The sequence below is a fragment of the Nocardioides sp. Z35_8 genome (assembly GCF_059621125.1).
Genome location: NZ_JCAQIE010000001.1, coordinates 2,398,186 through 2,417,811, shown reverse-complemented (window position 1 = coordinate 2,417,811; position 19,626 = coordinate 2,398,186). Strand labels below are relative to the sequence as shown.

Sequence of the window (19,626 nt, the reverse complement as noted above, 5' to 3'; positions counted from 1 at the left end):
GTTACGCCACGGCAACCGGCGCTAGGTGGTCGGGGTGGCGGAGGCCGTCGAGGTGGTCGGGGTGGCGGAGGCCGTCGAGGTGGTCGGGGTGGCGGAGGCCGTCGAGGTGATCGAGGTGGTCGAGCCCGGCAGGGTGCCCGTCTCGACCACGTGCTGGGCGACGGCGAAGAGCTTGATGTTGTGCTGGGAGGAGAGCCGCTTGAGCACGGCGAACGCCTGCTCCGAGGTCAGCGAGAAGCGCTCGCGCAGGATGCCGGTGGCCTCGCCGATCAGCTGGCGGCTGCTGATCGCCGTGTGCATCTGGTCGTGCTGCACCGTGGCGCTGAGGGCCACGGCCGCGTGGGCGGCCACGACGAGGCCGTCGAGGCGGTCGTCGTGGTCGAACGCGCCGGGCTCGTAGGCGTAGAGGTTGAGCATCCCGATGCTGTCGCGCTCGACGAACAGCCGGAAGCCCAGGTAGGAGCGGACCCCGGTGCGCTCGACCACGCCGGCCGCCCACCGCGGCCACGGCGCGTCCCCGGCCAGGTCGGGCACGGCGACCACGTCGGCGGTCGGGGCGTCCTCCATGGCCGGCCCCTCGGCGAGGTCGTGCTGCAGGTCGTCCATGAGCTGGAGCGAGACATGGGAGTGCGCGCAGGTGTCGTGGCGCGACGAGCGCAGCACGCAGACACCGGCGACGTCGCAGGCATCGATGAGCTCGACGGCCATCTCGGCGATGCGCCGCACCGTGTCGCCGGGTCCCTGGGTGCCCGACATCCCCCTGGCGGCGTCGGCGAGGCGTCGGCCGAACTCCTGACGATCCATGTACGGCCTTCTCTCCGAGTCCCACGACCCCTCACGCATCGTATCGACGGACCGGTGATGCGGGCCTCGCCGCGCCCGGCCACTCGTCCCGGGCCGGACGCAGAACCGCCTCCGACCTGTCGGAACAGGTCGGAGGCGGTGGACGCTCCCCCGGTTGGACTCGAACCAACAACCCTCCGGTTAACAGCCGAATGCTCTGCCAGTTGAGCTACAGGGGATCGCTTGTGCAGCGAGGCGAAACCTTAGCAAGCCCAGAGTACGCGGGCGAAATCAGGGCAGGCCGACATCGCGCCGAGCCAGCTCCAGGGCCTCGCGGGCGGCGACGCGGACCATCGGGTCGTCGGGGTCGACGCCCTCGTCGTACTCGTAGACCCACTGCACGCCCCCCGCCCCGGACGGGGCCCGCCGCGCGATCACCCGCAGGGCACGACGCCCGTCGAGCGAGACGTGGCGCTGCAGCACCACGCTCGCCGTGACCCGCTCGTGGACCAGCTCGAGGAGCCGTCCGGGCTCGTCGAGGACGGCGGTGTGGACGGGCCGCTCCTCGCCCCAGCTGCCCACCTCGGTGAGCCGGAACGTCTCGGTGTCGAGGTCCCAGCCGGCGGCCTCGACCTGCTCCCACGGCACCCGACGGGACCCGCCCGAGCCGTCGACGACGTAGAACGCGTCGCGGGTGCCGGCAAGCACCGTGCCGTCGGTCGCGATCGCCGTGGCGAGCACCCGCTCCCCCGGCGCGACCTCGACGGACGCGCGCGGTCCGCGGCGGCGCCACCTGCTCACGACTGTCCTCCCGGCTGGCCGACGGCGCCCTCGCGCAGCCGTCGGCGGTGCTGCTCGAGGACCACGAGCTCGCCGAACATGCGGTTGTAGTCGAGCGCCTGCTCGACCGGGTTGGTGCGCTGGAGGCGGGCCTTGACGTCGGCGATGCGGCGGGACGTGGTGAGCTCCTGGAGTCGGTAGACGTAGGCCACGGCGAACGTCGGGGTGGGGTCGGAGGTGCCGCGCACCGGCTCGACGCCGAGCTCGGTGACGGCGGCGATCACGGCGGGGTCGGTGGCCGCCGCTCGCACCCGGGCGGCCCACCCCGGGTCGTCGCCGGCGCCGGCCGGGCCGCCTGCGGCGGTGACGGCGGCCCACACGCCCTGGAAGGTGGGGTGGGTGAAGTCGTCGGTGGTCACGTGGGCGGTGGTGCGCCCCACCCCGGCGGGGTGCTGGATGACGAGCTTGAGCATCTCGCGCTCGATCAGGAACCGCGGGTCGGACAGGCTCGGCAGGGCGGGCCGGGCCGGCTCGGCCGGGGCGGCCTCCGGGACGCGGGAGGTGCGCCGGTCGTCGGTGCGCGGGGGCCGGCTGGCGGCCCGGCGGACCTCGGCGCGCACCTCGTCGACGTCCATGCCGACCATGTGGGCGAGCTCGCGGGAGAAGGAGTCGACCTTGGTCCGGTCGCGGATGCTCGCGACCAGCCCGGCCGCGTCGCGCAGCGCGTCGACCCGGCCGTCGGCGCGGTCGAGGTCGTAGCGGGCGAGGATGTTGCCGAGCGCGAAGCGGTAGAGCGGCTGGCGCTTGGCGACCAGCTCGCGCACCGCCTCGTCGCCCTCCCGCAGCCGCAGGTCGCAGGGGTCCATCCCCTCGGGCGCGACGGCGACGTAGGTCTGCGAGGCGAAGACCTGGTCGCTCTCGAGCACCTTCATCGCGGCCTTCTGCCCGGCGGAGTCGCCGTCGAAGGTGAAGATCACCTCGCCGCCGGAGGAGCCGTGGTCGCCGAGGAACCGGCGCAGCACGCGGGCGTGGTCCTGGCCGAAGGCCGTGCCGCACGAGGCGACCGCCGTCGTGACGCCCGCGAGGTGGCACGCCATCACGTCGGTGTAGCCCTCGACGACCACCGCCTGCTGGCTGTCCTTCATCGCGGTGCGGGCCAGGTCGATGCCGTAGAGCACCTGGCTCTTCTTGTAGATCGCGGTCTCGGAGGTGTTGAGGTACTTCGCCTCGATGCGGTCGTCGTCGAAGATGCGCCGGGCGCCGAAGCCGATGGTGTCGCCGTTGGCCTCGCGGATCGGCCACACCAGCCGGCCACGGAAGCGGTCGTAGGCCGAGCGCCCGAGCGCGGCGAGACCGGCCGCGACCTGCTCCTCGTCGGTGAACCGTCGCCCGCGCAGGTGGCGCACGAGCGCCTCCCCGTCGCGGGGGGCGAAGCCCACACCGAACATCTCCGCCGCGGCCTGGTCGAAGCCGCGCTCGTGGAGGAACTGGCGCGCCACGACGGCGTCGGGACCGCCCAGTTGCTCGGCGTAGAACTCCTGGGCCACCTTGTGCGCCTCGATCAGCCGGCCGCGCGAGGGCCCCCGGGGGCGGGCGGGCTGGTCGTCTCCGTCCTCGCGGCGCAGCTGGACGCCGAACTTCTCCGCGAGCCGCTCCACCGACTCGGTGAAGGTGAGCCCGTCGACCTTCATCAGGAACGAGATGACGTCGCCGCCCTCTCCGCACCCGAAGCAGTGGAAGAACTGGCGGGCCGGATTGACGTTGAACGACGGGGTCTTCTCGTCGTGGAACGGGCACAGGCCCTTCAGCGAGCCGCCGCCGGCGCGCTTGAGCGTGACGTAGCCGGACACCACGTCGTCGATCCGCGCCTTCTCGCGCACCTCGGCGATGTCGTCGTCGCGTATCCGGCCTGCCACGCCGGGGAGTCTACGGGCGGGCTCCCACGCCCACCGCGGGGTCTCCACAACCCCCGCGGCGGGCTCGCGCGCGGGACCGGCCACCCCTTGGGGCGTACGGCGCTGGTGTGGGCCCGGTGGGTCTGCCAAGGTCGACGCATGACTGCTCAGCACGGAGCGCCAGAGAGTCAGACTCTCGGAGCGCTCGTCCACCAGCTGTCCGAGCAGATCCCAGAGCTGGTCCGCTCGGAGATCCGCCTTGCGCAGGCCGAGGTCACTCAGAAGGGCAAACGGGCCGGCGTCGGGATCGGCATGTTCAGCGTCGCCGGGCTGCTCGCCTTCTTCGCCCTCGGCTCGCTGGTCGCCACCGCGATCCTCGGCCTCGCCCACGTCGTCGACGCCTGGCTCGCCGCGCTCATCGTGGCGCTGGTCCTGCTCGCCGCCGCTGCCGTGGCAGGGCTGATCGGCAGGAGCAAGGTCGCCGAGGCCGGGCCGCCGGCCCCCGAGAAGGCGATCCAGGGCGTCAAGGAGGACATCGCGACCGTGAAGGGTGAGCACCGTGGATGATCAGCAGAAGACGCCCGAGGAGCTGGAGGCCGAGATCGCGCTGCAGCGCGAGCAGCTCGCGCACACCGTCGACGAGCTGACGGCCAAGCTCGACGTGAAGTCGCAGGCGCGCCAGAAGCTCGCCTCGCTGAAGGACTCCGCCACCACCGAGACGGGCGAGCCGCGCACCGAGGTGCTCGCGGCCGCCGCGTCGCTCGTGGCGATGGCCGTGGTGCTGCTGCTCTGGCGGCGCCGCGGCGCCCACTGACCGACCAGGGAAGGGAGAACCATGAAGAAGCTCATGCTGCTCGTCGCCGGAGGTGTCGGCTACGTGCTCGGCGCCCGCGCCGGCAGGGAACGCTACGAACAGATCAAGAGGACGGCCACCCGGGTCAAGGAGGACCCGCGGGTGCAGGAGAAGGCTCACCAGGCCGCCGACCTCGCCAAGGACAAGGCTCCGGTGGTGAAGGACAAGGTCGCCTCGGTCGCCGGCACCGCCGCCGACAAGGTCACCCCGTCGAACAACGGCGGGCACCGCTCCGACCTCGAGGACCAGCTCCACCCCGACAGCACCGCCCGGCAGGACGACCCCTACCCGCAGGGCGACCTGCCGTAGCCCGTCCCCGACCCGCCGCGCAGGCCGCTCAGCCGAGCGCCGCGTGGCGGGTCACGGCACTGGCGTCGGTCAGCGACGCGACCTGGTCGATGACCACGCGTCGCCGGCCGGCGTCGTCGCCTGCCCGCTCCCAGTCCTCGACGAAGACCCGGTCGAGCGCGGCGGCGCCGCGCACCCAGATCCGCTCGACGAGCTCGGCGACGAGCTCACGCTGGCGCTCCATCAGCACCACCCGGTCGTCGGCCTGCATCACGTAGTGGGCCGCGATGCCCTTGAGCACCCCGATCTCGACCTCGGTCGCCTCCGGGACGACGAGGTCGGCGCGGTGGCGCACCGGCGGCTCCCCGTCGGTCGCGGCGAACGTCGCCTGCTGGACGCTGCCGCAGAAGCGCCCGATGAGGTCGCTGGTGAGGTTCTTGATGGCGGCGAGGCTGCGCCGGCTCCCGTCGTAGGACGACCGCGGCCAGCTCCCGACGGCGCGCAGTCCGGCCAGCGCGGCGTCGAGCGCCGCGTCGTCCGCGCCGGGGAGGTACCACGAGCGCACGGTCTCCCACAGGGCGTCGCGGTCGAGGCGGGTGAGGTCGAGGCGGCCCGCCACGATGCCGTCCTCCACGTCGTGCACCGAGTAGGCGACGTCGTCGGCGAGGTCCATCACCTGCGCCTCCAGGCAGCGGCGCCTGCCCGGCACGCCGGCGCGCACCCAGTCGAAGACCGGCCGGTCGTCGTCGTAGACGCCGAACTTGACGACCACCCGTGGGGTGCCGTCGGCGTGCACGCCGTGCGGGCCGGTGGCCTCCGTGCGAGACCACGGATACTTCGTGCAGGCGTCGAGGGTCGCCCGGGTCAGGTTGAGGCCGACCGATCGGCCGTCGGCGTCGAAGGTCTTCGACTCCAGCCGGGTCAGCAGCCGCAGGGTCTGGGCGTTGCCCTCGAACCCGCCGCAGTCGCCGCTCAGCTCGGCGAGCACCCGCTCGCCGTTGTGGCCGAACGGGGGGTGGCCCAGGTCGTGGGCCAGCGCGGCCGTCTCGGTGATGTCCGGGTGGGTGCCGATGGCGCGGGCCAGGTCACGGGCGATCTGCGCCACCTCGAGGCTGTGGGTGAGCCGGTTGCGGACGAAGTCGTCGGTCTGCGGGCCGACCACCTGGGTCTTGGCGGCCAGGCGCCGCGACGCCGCGGCGTGCACCACGCGCGCCCGGTCGCGCTCGAACGCCAGGCGCACGGGCGCGTCGACCCGCTTGGGCGGCTCGGCGACGATGCGCTCGCGCGCCGCGTCGTCGTAGAGATCCTCGATGCTCATCGGCCGGTCAGCCTAGCGACGCCCCCTGACGTCCGCCGACACCCGCCCACACCGAGGGAGGCGACCGCGTAGGCTGGCGGGGAAGGACCGGTGACCCGGCTGCCACCAGGCAGGCCTTCCCGGTCGAGAGGCGGACGTCATGACGACGCCGGACAGTTCCCAGCACGCGCGCGACACCCTGGACCAGATGGTCGAGGAGACCGAGGCACCGGTGCGGCTGCGGCTGGCCCAGCACCTCGGGCGCAACGCCCTCGACGGCGGCTGGTGGCCGCGCACCCGCGACCTCGGCAGCGAGCTGCGCCTGCTCGTCGACCAGTTCCCGGTCGACCTGGGCCGGATCACCCAGGTGCGCGTCTCGCCCTCCGACTGGGGGACGCGACCGCGCACCGTCCAGGTCGCCCGCGGCCTGGTGAGGGTCGGCTCGTTCACCACCGACGACAGCCACGTCGCCCACCTCAGCACCTCCAACCGCACGCTGCTGCGCGTGCTGGTGGTGCCGGCCGAGCTCACCGACTACCAGGGCGAGGAGGCACTCCTCGCGGCCGCGACGGCGGGCAACGCCCACTCGGCGCTCGAGCTGATCCGCACGGTCACCGACAGCCCGGACGTGGACCCGCGCGACCGCTGGACCTGATCCCGGGCCGAGCCTCGCGGCCGGACCCAGGTGCCGGGATCCGTCAGTAGACCGTGACGTGCACGTGGTCGTAGTGGTTGGCGGTGACCGACCCGCGGTCGGACATCGCGCGCCACCCCTCGCCGGAGCGCTCCACCGACCAGATCTTCTGGGCGTAGATGATGTACTCGATCCCCAGCGCGCCGTAGTTGGCGCGCAGGAAGTCGGCGATCGCCCAGCCGGTGGCGCCGCTGACCATGATGTCGATCGCGCGGCCCTGGCCGTGCTCGCCGTCGCCGCGCCACGTGCCGTAGCTGGTGATCGAGGGCCAGTTGGCGCAGACCACCTCGTGGATCTCGTGGAGCGACGCGCGCCCGGCCTCGATCGAGGAGCCGTTGGCGCAGGATCCGCCCAGGCTCGGGCCGGAGGCGGCCCGCTTGGCCTCGACGACCTTCTCGGGCTTCGGCTTCTTCTGGCTGAGGTAGTCGGCGGTGACCCAGCGCGACTGACCGTCGACGACGATCTGGGCGCGACCGAGCTGCTGGCGACCGGTGATGGAGACCCGCTTCAGCGCCGCCACCAGGCCGAGCTTGTCCGCCTTGTCCGACGGGCCCTCCCAGAGGTTGAGCGGCGCGGTGGTCCACATCGTGTCGTCGAGCTTCTTGGCGAGCCGGCGGGCCTTGCGGTCCACGCTCATGTCCTCGCGGGCGGCAGCCTCGGCCCTGGCCGCGTGACGGATCTGCGAGCGGGACACGGGGGTCCCGCTGCGGCGGCTGAGCGCCGTGGCGCCCGCCGCCGAGGAGCCGGCCGCGGCGTTGTCGGCCTGGTCGGTGGTGGCCGACGACGTGCCGGAGGCCGCGAGCAGGCTGTCATCGGGGCTCGCCGGCGCTGCGGCGAGGACGCCCATGGTCACCGCGGACAACGTCGCCACCACGGCGAGCGGCGCGGACACCAGGACGGAACGGGGGACTCGGGACGGACGGGGGGAGATAGCAGGGGCTTCCCGCTTGTGGCGATGCTGAGCCACAGCGCTGATCCTTTGCACTTGCTGACGGGGGACGGTGCGCCGAACCACGAGGTGGAACCAGGGGAAGGACTCGTGCCCACGTCGACGCGGATCATCGAGTGAAGCACAGGATTCTCGGCCTGTCCCAATCTCCCCCAGTTAATTTCGGCGTGTTCCGACTCACCCCTACGGATGCGCGCGTACGCCGACCCCACCGGGGCTCAGCCGCCGGTGGCCTCGTCGGCGTCCTCGCGCAGCTGCGCCCCGCGCCCGTCGGTGTCGTCGAGCCACCCCTCGGGGAGCACGACCTTCTTGCGTGGCGCACCCTGGCGGCCCCGCGGCGTGCCCAGCTCGCGAGCAGGGAACGGCGCGTCATCGTCGAGGCCGTCGAGCAGCACGTCGAGCGAGGCCAGCGAGTCGACCAGGGCCAGCTGGTGGCGCAGCTCGCCCCCGGCCGGGAAGCCCTTGAGGTACCAGGCGATGTGCTTGCGGAACTCCTTGCAGCCCCGCTCCTGGCCCATGTGCTCGGAGAGCAGCTCGGCGTGGCGGCGCATCATCGCCTTCACCTCGCCGAGCCTCGGCAGGGTCGCGACGGCCTCGCCGTGGAAGGCAGCGGCCAGGTCGCGGAAGAGCCAGGGTCGCCCGAGGCAGCCGCGGCCCACGACGACGCCCGCGGCGCCGGTCTGCTCGACCATCCGCAGCGCGTCTGCCGCCTCCCAGATGTCGCCGTTGCCCAGCACGGGGATGTCGACGTGGTCGACGAGCGCGGCGATGGCGTCCCAGTCGGCCTGGCCGGAGTAGGCCTGCTGGACCGTGCGCCCGTGCAGGGCGATGGCCGCGACGCCGGTCTCCTGGGCGATGCGCCCGGCGTCGAGGTAGGTCAGGTGGTCGTCGTCGAGGCCCTTGCGGGTCTTCATCGTCACCGGGACGTCGTACGGCGCCGCCGCGGCGACCGCGTGCTCGAGCACCTCGCCGAGCAGGCCGCGCTTCCACGGCAGCGCTCCCCCGCCACCCTTGCGGGTCACCTTGGGCACGGGGCAGCCGAAGTTGAGGTCGACGTGCGAGACCCCGAAGTCGGCGCAGAGGATCTCCACGGCCTTGCCGACGTAGACGGGGTCGGTGCCGTAGAGCTGCACCGAGCGGACCGACTCGAGGTCGTCGAAGACGAGCATCTTCCTCGTCGTCTCGTCACCCTCGACGAGACCCCGGCTGGTGATCATCTCGCAGACGTAGAGGCCCGCGCCCTGCTCGGCGCACAGGCGGCGGTAGGCGGCGTTGGTGATGCCGGCCATCGGCGCCAGCACGACCGGCGTCTCCACGCGCAGCGACCCCAGCGTGAGGGAGTCGGGCACGGCGGGCATAAGCCCATTCTCCGAGCGCGGGCCGTCCGGGCCCAAATCAGGCGGCTTCGGCCCCGGCCATGATCGCCACCCCTACTGCGAGGCTCACCACCACATGAAGGACTCGTGCGGGAACGAGATGTTGCCCCCGACGTCCGACGCGCGCTGGCACGACTGCGCGAGGTCGCAGCGCACGAGAACCGCACCACCGCGCGCGGGCAGCTGGAAGACGAAGCGTCGGTTGCCCTCCCACGCGGCCGTCTGCTCGTGCTCGGAGGTGATCGACCAGCTGTCCTCGGTGATCCTGCGCCCGAAGGCGATCGAGTCGAGCAGGGCACCGTCGCTCATCCGGCGCACATCGAGGACGGCGGGGCTGTTGAACCCCGAGCCGGAGATCCGCAGCCCCACGGCGGTCTCGCCGTCAGGCGAGATCGCGAGCGGCGAGAACGGCGCGGCCCACGCGGGCTCGACGGGCGCCGAGATCGGGCTCGGGCCGTAGAGCCGCCCGGTCGTGCGCACGAACATCAGGTCGTCGCGCAGCGAGACCCAGGTGGCGTTCCGTGCGATCTCGGTGCGCGACGTGCGCGGCACCCAGTCCATGACCCGCAGGCGGTAGTGCTTGTCCTCCCCCCAGGTCGCGATGTGGCCGGCGTCGGCGTCGAAGGGGGTGAAGTAGCTGCTGCTGTAGCGGCCACCGAGGTAGTCCCCGGCCAGGGTCAGCACGCTGCTCGTGCCGCCGCCGCGGTCGTACGTCGTGGAGACGAGCATCTCGCCGTCGCGGGACAGCAGCCAGCCGATCGCCGCGTCACCTTGGCCGTAGGTCGTGGTGCGGGTGTGCCGCACCTCCTGCGGGGCCTTGCCCTTCCGGATCGCGACGACGCGGCCGAGGTAGCCCTTGCGCACGGCGACGAGCCAGCCCATGCGGCTCTCCCCCAGCAGCATCCGCTGCTCGCCGTTGGCGGGCGTGCGGATCGACAGCGTGTCGCCGCCGGCGGTGTGGATCACGCCGTCCTGCATGTGGTCGAGCCGGGCGTCGCTCCCGCGCGGGAGCCGCATGGGCGTGATCGTGCGGGTCGGCGGATCGTCCGCGCGGGCCGTCACGACCTGAGGCGGTGCCGAGGCCGCGGAGGCCACTGCGCCGGGCGCGAGCCCGACGAGCAGCGTGAGTGCGAGCAGTCGCGCGCGAGCTCCCATGACATCCCCCGATGCGTGCGTGTGGGTCATCGCCCACACTGCCACACCTCATGGGCGCGGGGACCCTCAGCAGCCGAGCAGCTTCTCCGCGAAGTAGCGGCTGATGCCGTCCAGGCTGACCCGCTCCTGCGCCATGGTGTCGCGCTCGCGGACGGTGACCGCGTCGTCGTCGAGGGTCTCGAAGTCGACGGTCACGCAGAACGGGGTGCCGATCTCGTCCTGGCGGCGGTAGCGCCGGCCGATGGCACCGGAGTCGTCGAACTCGACGTTCCAGTTCTGCCGCAGCTCGGCGGCGAGCGCCTTGGCCTTGGGCGAGAGGTCGGAGTTGCGGCTCAGCGGCAGCACCGCGACCTTCACCGGCGCCAGGCGCGGGTCGAGCTTGAGCACGACGCGCTTGTCGACGCCACCCTTGGTGTTGGGGGCCTCGTCCTCGGTGTAGGCGTCGATGAGGAACGCCATCAGCGACCGGGTCAGGCCGGCCGCGGGCTCGATGACGTAGGGCACGTAGCGCTCGTCGGCGGCCTGGTCGTAGTACGACAGGTCCTTGCCGGAGAACTCGCCGTGCTGCTTGAGGTCGAAGTCGGTGCGGTTGGCGATGCCCTCGAGCTCCTCGAAGTCACGACCCGAGAACCCGAAGCGGTACTCGATGTCGGTCGTGCCCTTGGAGTAGTGGGACAGCTTCTCCTTCGGGTGCTCGTAGTGGCGCAGGTTGGCCGGGTCGATGCCGAGGTCGACGTACCAGCGGGTGCGCTCCTCGATCCAGTAGCGGAACCACTCCTCGTCCTCGCCGGGCTTGACGAAGAACTCCATCTCCATCTGCTCGAACTCGCGGGTGCGGAAGATGAAGTTGCCCGGCGTGATCTCGTTGCGGAAGCTCTTGCCCATCTGGGCGATGCCGAAGGGCGGCTTCTGGCGGCTCGAGGTCACCACGTTGGCGAAGTTGAGGAAGATGCCCTGCGCGGTCTCGGGCCGCAGGTAGTGCAGGCCGGACTCGTCCTCGATGACGCCGAGGTAGGTCTTGAGCATCATGTTGAAGTTGCGCGGCTCGGTCCACGCGTTGCGGGTGCCGCAGTTGGGGCAGGCGACCGACTCGTTGATGTCGACGGTGTCGGGGTCGTCGATGCCCTTCTTGGCCGCGTGGTCCTCCTGCAGGTGGTCCTCGCGGAACCGCTTGTGGCAGGACTGGCACTCCACCAGGGGGTCGCTGAACGTGCTCAGGTGGCCGGAGGCCTCCCAGGTGCGCGTGGGCAGGATGACGCTGGAGTCGAGGCCGACGACGTCGTCGCGGCGGGTGACCATGAACTTCCACCACTGGCGCTTGATGTTCTCCTTGAGCTCCACGCCGAGCGGGCCGTAGTCCCAGGCCGACTTGGTGCCGCCGTAGATCTCACCGCACGGGTAGACGAAACCGCGGCGCTTGGCGAGGGAGACGACGTTGTCCAGGGCGGTCGGGGCGGGCTTGGCCACGGTGGGTTTCCTCGGGGTGGGAGCAGGTCGGGCCGGCTGGCTGCCGGCTCGCGCGAACGAGCGCTCAGCCTATCGAGCGCGGCTGCGCCTCGTTGAGGTCGGTCCCCTCCTCGACCACCTCGTACGCGTTGGGCTCGTCGACCGCGTGCACCATCAGCGGCTGGATGTGCATCTTGCCCTCGTAGGAGCCGAGTGCCCGCCGGTAGGAGCCGACGTTCTCCCAGCGGGTGGTGAGCACCCACAGCGCCGGGTCGTCGACGTTGCGGCCCACCTCGCCGCCGATCCACCCGGGCTTCGCGGCGAGGATGTCGCGGGCGCGGAGCAGACCGCTGCGCAGCTCGGCCTCGGCGGCGGGGTCGGGACGTGGGACGCGGAGGCGGGTGACGACGAGCACGCCACCAGCCTAGAGGTGCACGGTTTTGACAACGGTTCTCAACCGGCGTGAGAATCGTTCTCATGTCGCCTCGGCCCCTCGCCCTCGTCGCCACCCTCGCCTCCACCGCCCTGCTCGCCGCCTGCGGCGGGTCGGGCGACACGAGCGGGAGCGACGGGAGCAGGCACTCCGCCGTCGCCGCGTTCTACCCCCTGGCGTGGGTGACCGAAGAGGTGGCCGGCGACGACTGGGACGTCACCAACCTCACCGCGCCGGGCTCGGAGCCGCACGACCTCTCCCTCGACATCCGGCAGACCGCGGCCGTCGCCGAGGCCGACCTCGTCGTGCTCGAGCACGACTTCCAGCCCGCCGTCGACGCCACCGTCGAGGCCAACGCCGGCGATGCCGCGGTGCTCGACGCCGCCGAGGTGCTCGAGCTCATGCCGACCTCCGACCACGACCACGCGCACGACGAGGCCGGCCACGACCACGGCGAGCTCGACCCGCACTTCTGGCTCGACCCGCTCCTGATGGCCGACCTCGGCGACGCCGTGGCCGAGCAGCTCGCCGAGATCGACCCCGACCGGGCGGCGACCTACCGGGACAACGCGGCGGCGCTGCGCGAGGAGCTGGAGGCCCTCGACCAGCAGTACGCCGACGGCCTGGCCGAGTGCGCGCGCACCACCACCGTCGTCAGCCACGAGGCGTTCTCCTACCTCTCCCGCTACGGCCTGCAGTTCGAGGCGATCGCCGGCCTCTCCCCCGACGCCGAGCCGACCCCCGCCGACCTGGCCCGGCTGCAGGAGCTGATCCGGGAGGACGGCATCACCACGGTGTTCTCCGAGCGGCTCGCCAGCAGCAAGATGGCCGACTCCCTCGCCGGCGACCTCGGGCTCGAGACCGCTGTGCTCGACCCGATCGAAGGGCTCTCCGACGACACGGCCGACGACGACTACCTTTCCCTCATGGGCGACAACCTCGAGGCACTCCGCAAGGCCAACGGATGCCGGTGAGCGCAGGGGCCCCTCCGGTCGCGGTCCGCGGCGGGTCGGTCGCCATCGGCGGCCGCCCGATCCTGCGCGGGATCGAGCTCATCGTCGAGCCCGGTGAGTTCGTGGCGCTGATGGGCGCCAACGGCTCCGGCAAGTCGACGCTCGTACGCGCGATCACCGGCCTGCTGCCGCTGACCGGCGGCGCCGTCGACCTCTTCGGCACGCCGTTCGACGACTTCCGCGACTGGCACCGCGTCGGCTACGTGCCGCAGCGGCCGTCCGCCGCGAGCGGGGTGCCCGCGACCGTGTGGGAGGTCGTCGCGTCCGGGCGCATCACCCGCCGCCGGCTCTTCCGCCCCATGTCGCGCCAGGACCGGCAGGCCGTCACCGACGCGATCGACGTCGTCGGCCTCGCCGACCGCGCCGGCGTCGGCGTCTCGCAGCTCAGCGGCGGGCAGCAGCAGCGCGTCCTCATCGCCCGCGCGCTCGCCGGGCAGCCCGACCTCCTGGTGCTGGACGAGCCGACCGCGGGGGTCGACCTGGAGAACCAGCGCGCCCTGGCCGACGCGCTCGCCACCTTCAAGGACCGGGGAGCCACGATCGTGCTGGTCGCCCACGAGCTCGGCCCGATGGCGCCGCTCATCGACCGCGCCGTGGTGATGCGCGACGGGCGCATCGCCTACGACGGCCCCGCCCTCGACGAGGAGGACGCACACGGCCACCACCACCCGGTGGACGGCACCCACGACCACGTCCCCCACGTGGGCTCACCGCTCGACGGGCTGGGCGGCGGACGATGAGCGAGTTCCTCGACCTGTTCTCGTTGCCCTTCATGCAGCGCGCGCTGCTCGCCGCGCTGCTCACGGGCCTGGCCGCACCCGCCATCGGCACGTTCCTCGTCCAGCGGCGCCTCGCCCTCCTCGGTGACGGCATCGGCCACGTGGCCGTGACCGGCGTGGCCATCGGCCTGCTGACCAACACCTCGCCGACCTGGACGGCCGTGCTGGTCGCCGTTCTCGGCGCGGTGCTCATCGAGTTCATCCGCGAGCGCGGCCACACCAACGGCGACGTCGCCCTGGCGCTGCTCTTCTACGGCGGCCTGGCGGGCGGCGTGCTGATCACCGGGCTCGCCGGTCAGGGCGCGGCACGGCTCCAGGAGTTCCTCTTCGGCTCGTTGACCAGCATCACCGCCGGCGACGTGTGGTTCACCCTCGGCCTGACCGTGGTGCTGCTCGGGGCGACCCTGGGCCTGCTCCCCCAGCTCTTCGCCGTCGCGAGCGACCCCGACTTCGCCCGGGTCGCGGGTCTGAGGGTGCGCTTCTACAACCTGCTCGTCGCCGTGCTGGCCGCGGTGACGGTCACCGTCGCGATGCGCACGGTCGGCCTGCTCCTGGTCTCGGCACTCATGGTGGTGCCGGTCGCCACCGCTCAGCAGCTCGCCCGCTCCTTCCGCACGACCATCGCCGGGGCGATGGTGGTCGGCGTCCTGGCCGCCCTCGGCGGACTGCTGCTGAGCGCCGCCCTGTCGTTCCGCGCGACGGTGGCCCCGGGGCCCACCATCGTGCTGCTGGCCCTCGTGATGTTCGCCTCGACGTGGCCGATCGGCGTGTGGCTGCGACGCCGGCGGCGGCTCCACTCGCCGTTCCCCAGCGTGACGGTCGCAGACCACACCGTCACCGACGAGCACCCGCACGAGCACGGCACGGACTGCGGCCACCCCGCGGTGCCGCACGACGACCACGTCGACTACGTGCACGACGGCCACCGCCACGCCGCCCACGGAGAGCACTATGACGAGCACTGACCCGAGCCCGCGGCCCTCGGTGCGGCCCACCCGCCAGCGTCGCGCGGTGGCGGCCGCGCTGGCCGGGTTCGACGACTTCCGCAGCGCGCAGGAGATCCACGACCTGATCTCACGACAGGGCGACTCGGTGGGGCTGGCGACCGTCTATCGCACCCTGGCCGCGCTGGCGGACACCGGCGAGGTCGACATGCTGCGCAACGAGGACGGCGAGGCGATCTGGCGCAGGTGCTCCGACACGCACCACCACCACCTCGTCTGCCGCGCCTGCGGCGCGACCGTGGAGGTCGAGGGCCCGGCCGTGGAACGCTGGACCAACGCGATCGCGACCGAGCACGGGTTCGCCGACATCAGCCACACGCTGGAGATCTTCGGGACCTGCCCGGCCTGCCGCTAGCCCTGCTGCTCGTTGGGCAGGGCGCCGCCGTAGCGCCGGTCCCGGCTGGCGTAGGTCTCGATGGCCGACCACAGGTGGCGCCGGTCGACGTCGGGCCACAGCACGTTGGTGAAGACCATCTCGCTGTAGGCCGCCTGCCAGAGCATGAAGTTGGACAGCCGCTGCTCCCCCGACGTGCGCCAGACGAGGTCGGCGTCGGGCAGCTCGGGGACGTAGAGGTGACGAGCGAAGGTCCTCTCGTCGATCTTGTCGGGGTTCAGCCGTCCAGCGGCGACCTCGCGGCCGATCGAGCGGGCGGCGTCGGCGAGCTCGGCCCGGCCGCCGTAGTTGACGCACATCGTCAGGGCCAGGACGTCGTTGTCCTTGGTCATCTCCTCGGCGACCTGGAGCTCCCTGATCACCGACTTCCACAGCCGCGGCGCGCGGCCCGCCCACCGCACGCGTACGCCGAGCTCGTGCATCTCGTCGCGGCGGCGTCTGATCACGTCGCGGTTGAACCCCATCAGGAAGCGCACCTCGTCGGGCGAGCGCGACCAGTTCTCGGTGGAGAACGCGTAGGCGGAGATCGCCTTCACTCCGATCTCGATGGCTCCCTCGACGACGTCGAAGAGCGTGCTCTCGCCCTCCTCGTGCCCCTTGGTGCGCGGGAGCCCGCGCTGCTTGGCCCACCGGCCGTTGCCGTCCATGATGATCGCGACGTGCTCGGGCACCAGGTCGCGCGGCACCTGCGGCGGCGTCGCCCCACTCGGATGCGGTGTCGGCGGCCTCACCTCTCGCTTCACGGTGGAGAGCCTAGAACGGCGGCCCGTCCGAGCGCCGAGCCGGCCGGGCTGGACCCTGAGTCGCCCAGAGACTCAACGCGCATCCCGGGCGTGTCGCGGGCCGCCCCTGCCGCACGCTGGACTCTGAGTCGCCCAGAGACTCAACGCGCATCCCGGGCGTATCGCAGAGTCGCGCAGCCGGCACTGGGCCTTGAGTCGCTGGGAGACTCAAGGGCCAGCGCCACGCGGACGTCATGAGATCTCGCGGTTCGCACCGCGGATTCCCCTGACTTCAGCCCAGGCGAGTCGATCGGCCGGTCAGCGCTCGACATAGGCCATCGAGCGCAGGCCGCGCTCGAGGTGCCAGGCGAGGTAGGCCGAGACGAGGTTGCTCGCCTCGCGCAGGTGGCGCGGGTCGGCGGCGTGGACGACCGGCCAGTCGCCGACGAGGAGGGCGCCCAGCACCAGCACCGTCTCGGCGGCGGGGGTGGCCGAGCCCGGCAGCCGGTCGGAGGCGCACAGCACGCCACCGGCGGAGGGGTTGAAGAAGCGGTGCGGGCCCTCGACGCCGCACTGGACGCAGTGGTCGAACGACGGCGCGTAGCCGGCGACCGACAGCGAGCGCAGGAGGTAGGAGTCGAGCACCTGCTTGGCCGGGTGCTCGCCGCCGGCCATCGCGCGCAGGCCACCCACGAGCAGCAGGAACTGCTGCACCGCCGGCTCCTTCTCCTCCGTGACCAGCCGCTCGGCGGTCTCGAGCATCACGGTGCCGGCGGTGTAGCGGTCGTAGTCGAGCCCGAGCCGGGCATGGAACGGGTCGAGGGTCTCGGCCTGGGTGATCACGTCGAGGCTGCGGCCCTCGGCGAGCTGGAGGTCGACGTGGGTGAACGGCTCGAGGCGCGAGCCCCAGCGCGACGTCGTACGCCGCACGCCCTTGGCGACCGCGCGCACGCGCCCGTGCTGACGCGTCAGCAGGGTGATGATGCGGTCGGCCTCGCCCAGCTTGTGGGTGCGGAGCACGACCGCCTCGTCGCGGTAGAGGGGCACCCGTCCATTGTCCCCCACCGGCTGCGTCCGGAGCCTGCCGGACGCCGCGCGGCGCGTCAGCGTGTCCGGGAACCGGAGTCGCTCGTGGCCGGCTGGTCGCTCCAGCAGTCCAGGGCGAAGTCGGTCGCGGCGGCGGTGAGCCGCTCGGGGCGCAGGCGCCACTCGAGGATGGAGGACGCCCGCTCCAGGCGTGCGTGGGGCAGCTCGGCGGCCAGCATGTCGGCGTCGACGAAGGGGTGGATCGGGTCGACCGGGTGGCCGATGAGGAGCACCGGGGCCTGGATCCGGCGGCGCTGGCTCGACGACGGGGCGATGCGACCGAAGATGACCCCGTGGAGCACCGAGGCGACGGCATCGGCGCGGTGGTCGAGGGTGTCGAGCCCGATCCCCGCCCAGAACGGGACGATGCCACGAGGCACCGACCGCGCCAGCCGCTGCACCGTGTTGGCGGTGACCGGGAGGTAGCGCGCGGCCAGCATGATGGGGACGAACGCGAGGACGCCGGCCACCAGCGCGTTGTTGAGCACCGGCATCTCCACGAGCAGCCCCCGCACCCGCTCGGGCGCGATGACCGCCACCTCGAGCGAGACGTTGGCGCCCAGCGACGTGCCGCCGATGACCGCCTGGTCGGCGCCGAGGTGGTCGAGCAGCTCCACCACCTGCTCGCCGAAGGACGTCATCGAGTAGACGAGCGGGTCGGCCGGCTGGTCGGAGCGGCCGTGGCCCAGCAGGTCGAGCGTCACCACGTGCAGCCCCCGCACGGCCATCGCCCGGGCCAGCGGCTGCTGCATCCGCCGCGGCATGAGCAGCCCGTGCAGCAGCACCACCCAGTCGTCGCCCGAGCCGTACTCGGTGTACTCCAGTCGGTCGCGCCCGCCCTCGGACTCGACGAAGAACTGGCCGACCCGCTCGCTGACCACCATGGCGCGAATCTAGCGCCGCCGGCGCTCAGGCGCGGTTGATCGCGCTGATGACGGCCTTGAGCGAGGCGGTGACGATGTTGGCGTCGAGCCCCACGCCCCAGAGCACCTTGTCGCCGACCGCGCACTCGACGTACGCCGCGGCGGTGGCGTCGCCACCGGCCGACAGGGCGTGCTCGGCGTAGTCGAGGACGCGTACGTCGCCGCGGCCGACGTAGGCCGGGTTGCCGGCCGCCTGCTCGGCCTCGACGAGCTCGTTGAGCGCGTTGGTGAAGGCGTTGATGGGCCCGTTGCCGGAGCCCGTGAGCTCGCGCCGCTCGCCGTCGACGTAGACGTGGACGGTGAGCTGGTCCTTCTCCCCCGCAGCGCTGGAGGTGTGGACCGAGTCGAGCTTGAGCGGCGCCTCGCGGTCGAGGTACTCGCTGCGGAAGGCGGCCCAGATCGCGGCCGGGGCGACCTCTCCGCCCTCGGCGTCGGTGCGCTGCTGGATGACCCGGCTGAACTCGATCTGCGCGCGACGCGGCAGGTCGAGCTTGTGCTCGTGCTTGAGGATGTAGGCCACGCCGCCCTTGCCCGACTGGCTGTTGACCCGGATGACCGCCTCGTAGGTGCGGCCGACGTCCTTGGGGTCGATGGGCAGGTAGGGCACCGCCCACTCGTGGTCGTCGACCGGGACGCCGGCGCGCTGGGCGTCGGCCTCCAGCGCCTCGAACCCCTTCTTGATCGCGTCCTGGTGGGAGCCGGAGAACGCGGTGTAGACGAGGTCGCCCCCGTAGGGGTGGCGCTCGTGGACCGGCAGCTGGTTGCAGTACTCCACCGTGCGTCGGATGCCGTCGATGTCGGAGAAGTCGATCTCGGGGTCGATGCCCTGGGTCAGCAGGTTGAGCCCCAGCGTGACCAGGCAGACGTTGCCGGTGCGCTCGCCGTTGCCGAACAGGCACCCCTCGATCCGGTCGGCGCCGGCCAGGTAGCCGAGCTCGGCCGCCGCGACCGCGGTGCCGCGGTCGTTGTGCGGGTGGAGGGACAGGACGACGTGCTCGCGGTGGTGCAGGTGGCGGCTCATCCACTCGATGGAGTCGGCGTAGACGTTGGGCGTGGCCATCTCGACGGTCGCGGGCAGGTTGATGATCACCGGTCGCTCGGCGGTGGGCTCGAACACGTCGAGGACGGCGTTGCAGACGCGGACCGCGAACTCGAGCTCGGTGCCGGTGTAGGACTCGGGCGAGTACTCGTAGAAGACCTCGGTGCCGGGGACGAGCTCCTCGTACTTCTTGCAGATCTCCGCACCGCGCACCGCGATGTCCTGGATGCCGTCCTCGTCGAGGCCGAAGACCACCCGGCGCTGCAGGGTGGAGGTCGAGTTGTAGAGGTGGACGATCGCCTGCTTGGCGCCGCGCAGCGACTCGTACGTGCGCTCGATGAGCTCCTCGCGGGCCTGGGTGAGCACCTGGATGACGACGTCGTCGGGGATCAGGTCCTCCTCGATGAGCATCCGCACGAAGTCGAAGTCGGTCTGCGACGCGGCCGGGAAGCCGACCTCGATCTCCTTGTAGCCCATCTGGACCAGGAGCTCGAACATCTCCCGCTTGCGCGCCGGGCTCATCGGGTCGATGAGCGCCTGGTTGCCGTCACGCAGGTCGACCGCGCACCAGCGCGGCGCCTGGGTCATCCGCTTGGTGGGCCAGGTGCGGTCGGCCAGGTCGACCGGGATGAAGGGGAGGTAGCGCTGGGGCTTCATGCCGCTGGGGCGCTGGGGGTTCCGCTCGTGGGGCGGGGTGCTGCTCAGGGTGGTCATGAG

21 protein-coding genes and 1 tRNA gene are annotated in these 19,626 nt (G+C 72.2%); 8 read left to right on the top strand and 14 right to left on the bottom strand.

Annotated elements, in window-relative coordinates:
* Positions 1-21: 21 nt before the first annotated feature.
* From AC54T2_RS11700 to dnaG, 4 genes are all read right to left on the bottom strand, one after another.
* Positions 22-804 (bottom strand): GAF and ANTAR domain-containing protein, encoded by a 783-nt coding sequence (locus AC54T2_RS11700; RefSeq protein WP_496666238.1) that lies wholly within the window; start codon positions 802-804, stop codon positions 22-24.
* A 145-nt stretch (positions 805-949) separates the two neighbouring features.
* A tRNA-Asn gene (locus tag AC54T2_RS11695) sits at positions 950-1,022 on the bottom strand.
* A gap of 52 nt (positions 1,023-1,074) precedes the next feature.
* On the bottom strand, positions 1,075-1,584 hold the full coding sequence (locus AC54T2_RS11690; protein ID WP_496666237.1) for a hypothetical protein: 510 nt from the start codon (positions 1,582-1,584) through the stop codon (positions 1,075-1,077).
* On the bottom strand, positions 1,581-3,479 hold the full coding sequence (gene dnaG / locus AC54T2_RS11685; RefSeq protein ID WP_186341759.1) for a DNA primase: 1,899 nt from the start codon (positions 3,477-3,479) through the stop codon (positions 1,581-1,583). The genes AC54T2_RS11690 and dnaG overlap by 4 nt, the downstream gene beginning before the upstream one ends.
* A gap of 138 nt (positions 3,480-3,617) precedes the next feature.
* Between dnaG and AC54T2_RS11680 the strand changes: the two genes are divergently transcribed.
* From AC54T2_RS11680 to AC54T2_RS11670, 3 genes are read left to right on the top strand one after another with little or no spacing between them, the layout of a single operon-like run.
* Positions 3,618-4,025: a phage holin family protein gene (locus tag AC54T2_RS11680; RefSeq protein WP_186341758.1), complete on the top strand. Its 408-nt coding sequence runs from the start codon at positions 3,618-3,620 to the stop codon at positions 4,023-4,025.
* Positions 4,018-4,272: a DUF3618 domain-containing protein gene (locus tag AC54T2_RS11675; RefSeq protein ID WP_186341757.1), complete on the top strand. Its 255-nt coding sequence runs from the start codon at positions 4,018-4,020 to the stop codon at positions 4,270-4,272. The genes AC54T2_RS11680 and AC54T2_RS11675 overlap by 8 nt, the downstream gene beginning before the upstream one ends.
* A 21-nt stretch (positions 4,273-4,293) precedes the next feature.
* On the top strand, positions 4,294-4,620 hold the full coding sequence (locus AC54T2_RS11670; protein WP_186341756.1) for a YtxH domain-containing protein: 327 nt from the start codon (positions 4,294-4,296) through the stop codon (positions 4,618-4,620).
* Positions 4,621-4,648: 28 nt separating this feature from the next.
* On the opposite strand, the gene AC54T2_RS11665 is transcribed toward AC54T2_RS11670, so the two are convergent.
* A complete protein-coding gene (locus AC54T2_RS11665) occupies positions 4,649-5,917 on the bottom strand; it encodes a deoxyguanosinetriphosphate triphosphohydrolase (protein WP_186341755.1) in 1,269 nt (422 codons plus the stop codon).
* Positions 5,918-6,056: 139 nt separating this feature from the next.
* Between AC54T2_RS11665 and AC54T2_RS11660 the strand changes: the two genes are divergently transcribed.
* Complete coding sequence (locus tag AC54T2_RS11660; protein WP_186341754.1) at positions 6,057-6,551, top strand: DUF5994 family protein; 495 nt, start codon at positions 6,057-6,059, stop codon at positions 6,549-6,551.
* 43 nt (positions 6,552-6,594) lie between these two features.
* On the opposite strand, the gene AC54T2_RS11655 is transcribed toward AC54T2_RS11660, so the two are convergent.
* The 5 genes from AC54T2_RS11655 to AC54T2_RS11635 form a co-directional block, all read right to left on the bottom strand.
* Positions 6,595-7,482 (bottom strand): VldE C-terminal domain-containing protein, encoded by an 888-nt coding sequence (locus AC54T2_RS11655; protein WP_496666236.1) that lies wholly within the window; start codon positions 7,480-7,482, stop codon positions 6,595-6,597.
* 275 nt (positions 7,483-7,757) lie between these two features.
* A complete protein-coding gene (gene dusB, locus AC54T2_RS11650; RefSeq protein WP_186341752.1) occupies positions 7,758-8,897 on the bottom strand; it encodes a tRNA dihydrouridine synthase DusB in 1,140 nt (379 codons plus the stop codon).
* An 84-nt stretch (positions 8,898-8,981) separates the two neighbouring features.
* Entirely contained in the window at positions 8,982-10,070 is a 1,089-nt protein-coding gene (locus tag AC54T2_RS11645) for a hypothetical protein (RefSeq protein WP_186341751.1), read from the bottom strand.
* Between the two features lie 66 nt (positions 10,071-10,136).
* On the bottom strand, positions 10,137-11,537 hold the full coding sequence (locus tag AC54T2_RS11640; RefSeq protein ID WP_496666235.1) for a glycine--tRNA ligase: 1,401 nt from the start codon (positions 11,535-11,537) through the stop codon (positions 10,137-10,139).
* Positions 11,538-11,601: 64 nt separating this feature from the next.
* On the bottom strand, positions 11,602-11,931 hold the full coding sequence (locus AC54T2_RS11635; protein ID WP_496666234.1) for an antibiotic biosynthesis monooxygenase family protein: 330 nt from the start codon (positions 11,929-11,931) through the stop codon (positions 11,602-11,604).
* A gap of 62 nt (positions 11,932-11,993) precedes the next feature.
* Here AC54T2_RS11635 and AC54T2_RS11630 point away from each other — a divergent pair, with 62 nt between their 5' ends.
* The 4 genes from AC54T2_RS11630 to AC54T2_RS11615 are packed head-to-tail and all read left to right on the top strand — an operon-like array spanning position 11,994 to position 15,100.
* Positions 11,994-12,923, top strand: coding sequence for a metal ABC transporter substrate-binding protein (locus AC54T2_RS11630; protein WP_496666233.1), 930 nt, complete (start codon positions 11,994-11,996; stop codon positions 12,921-12,923).
* Positions 12,914-13,702: a metal ABC transporter ATP-binding protein gene (locus tag AC54T2_RS11625; RefSeq protein WP_496666232.1), complete on the top strand. Its 789-nt coding sequence runs from the start codon at positions 12,914-12,916 to the stop codon at positions 13,700-13,702. The genes AC54T2_RS11630 and AC54T2_RS11625 overlap by 10 nt, the downstream gene beginning before the upstream one ends.
* Positions 13,699-14,706: a metal ABC transporter permease gene (locus AC54T2_RS11620; protein ID WP_186341746.1), complete on the top strand. Its 1,008-nt coding sequence runs from the start codon at positions 13,699-13,701 to the stop codon at positions 14,704-14,706. The genes AC54T2_RS11625 and AC54T2_RS11620 overlap by 4 nt, the downstream gene beginning before the upstream one ends.
* Positions 14,693-15,100, top strand: coding sequence for a Fur family transcriptional regulator (locus tag AC54T2_RS11615; protein ID WP_186341745.1), 408 nt, complete (start codon positions 14,693-14,695; stop codon positions 15,098-15,100). The genes AC54T2_RS11620 and AC54T2_RS11615 overlap by 14 nt, the downstream gene beginning before the upstream one ends.
* Here the strand turns inward: AC54T2_RS11615 and AC54T2_RS11610 are convergent.
* The 4 genes from AC54T2_RS11610 to leuA all read right to left on the bottom strand — a co-directional run bounded on the left by AC54T2_RS11610 (position 15,097) and on the right by leuA (position 19,623).
* A complete protein-coding gene (locus AC54T2_RS11610) occupies positions 15,097-15,882 on the bottom strand; it encodes an isoprenyl transferase (RefSeq protein WP_496666231.1) in 786 nt (261 codons plus the stop codon). The two genes, AC54T2_RS11615 and AC54T2_RS11610, sit on opposite strands and share 4 nt — an antisense overlap.
* A gap of 297 nt (positions 15,883-16,179) precedes the next feature.
* Positions 16,180-16,908 (bottom strand): DNA repair protein RecO, encoded by a 729-nt coding sequence (gene recO, locus AC54T2_RS11605; RefSeq protein WP_186341743.1) that lies wholly within the window; start codon positions 16,906-16,908, stop codon positions 16,180-16,182.
* A 56-nt stretch (positions 16,909-16,964) separates the two neighbouring features.
* A complete protein-coding gene (locus tag AC54T2_RS11600) occupies positions 16,965-17,831 on the bottom strand; it encodes an alpha/beta fold hydrolase (protein ID WP_496666230.1) in 867 nt (288 codons plus the stop codon).
* 25 nt (positions 17,832-17,856) lie between these two features.
* The gene (gene leuA / locus AC54T2_RS11595; RefSeq protein WP_186341741.1) at positions 17,857-19,623 is read right to left on the bottom strand and encodes a 2-isopropylmalate synthase; all 1,767 of its coding nucleotides are present in this window, start codon (positions 19,621-19,623) and stop codon (positions 17,857-17,859) included.
* Between the last annotated feature and the right edge of the window lie 3 nt (positions 19,624-19,626).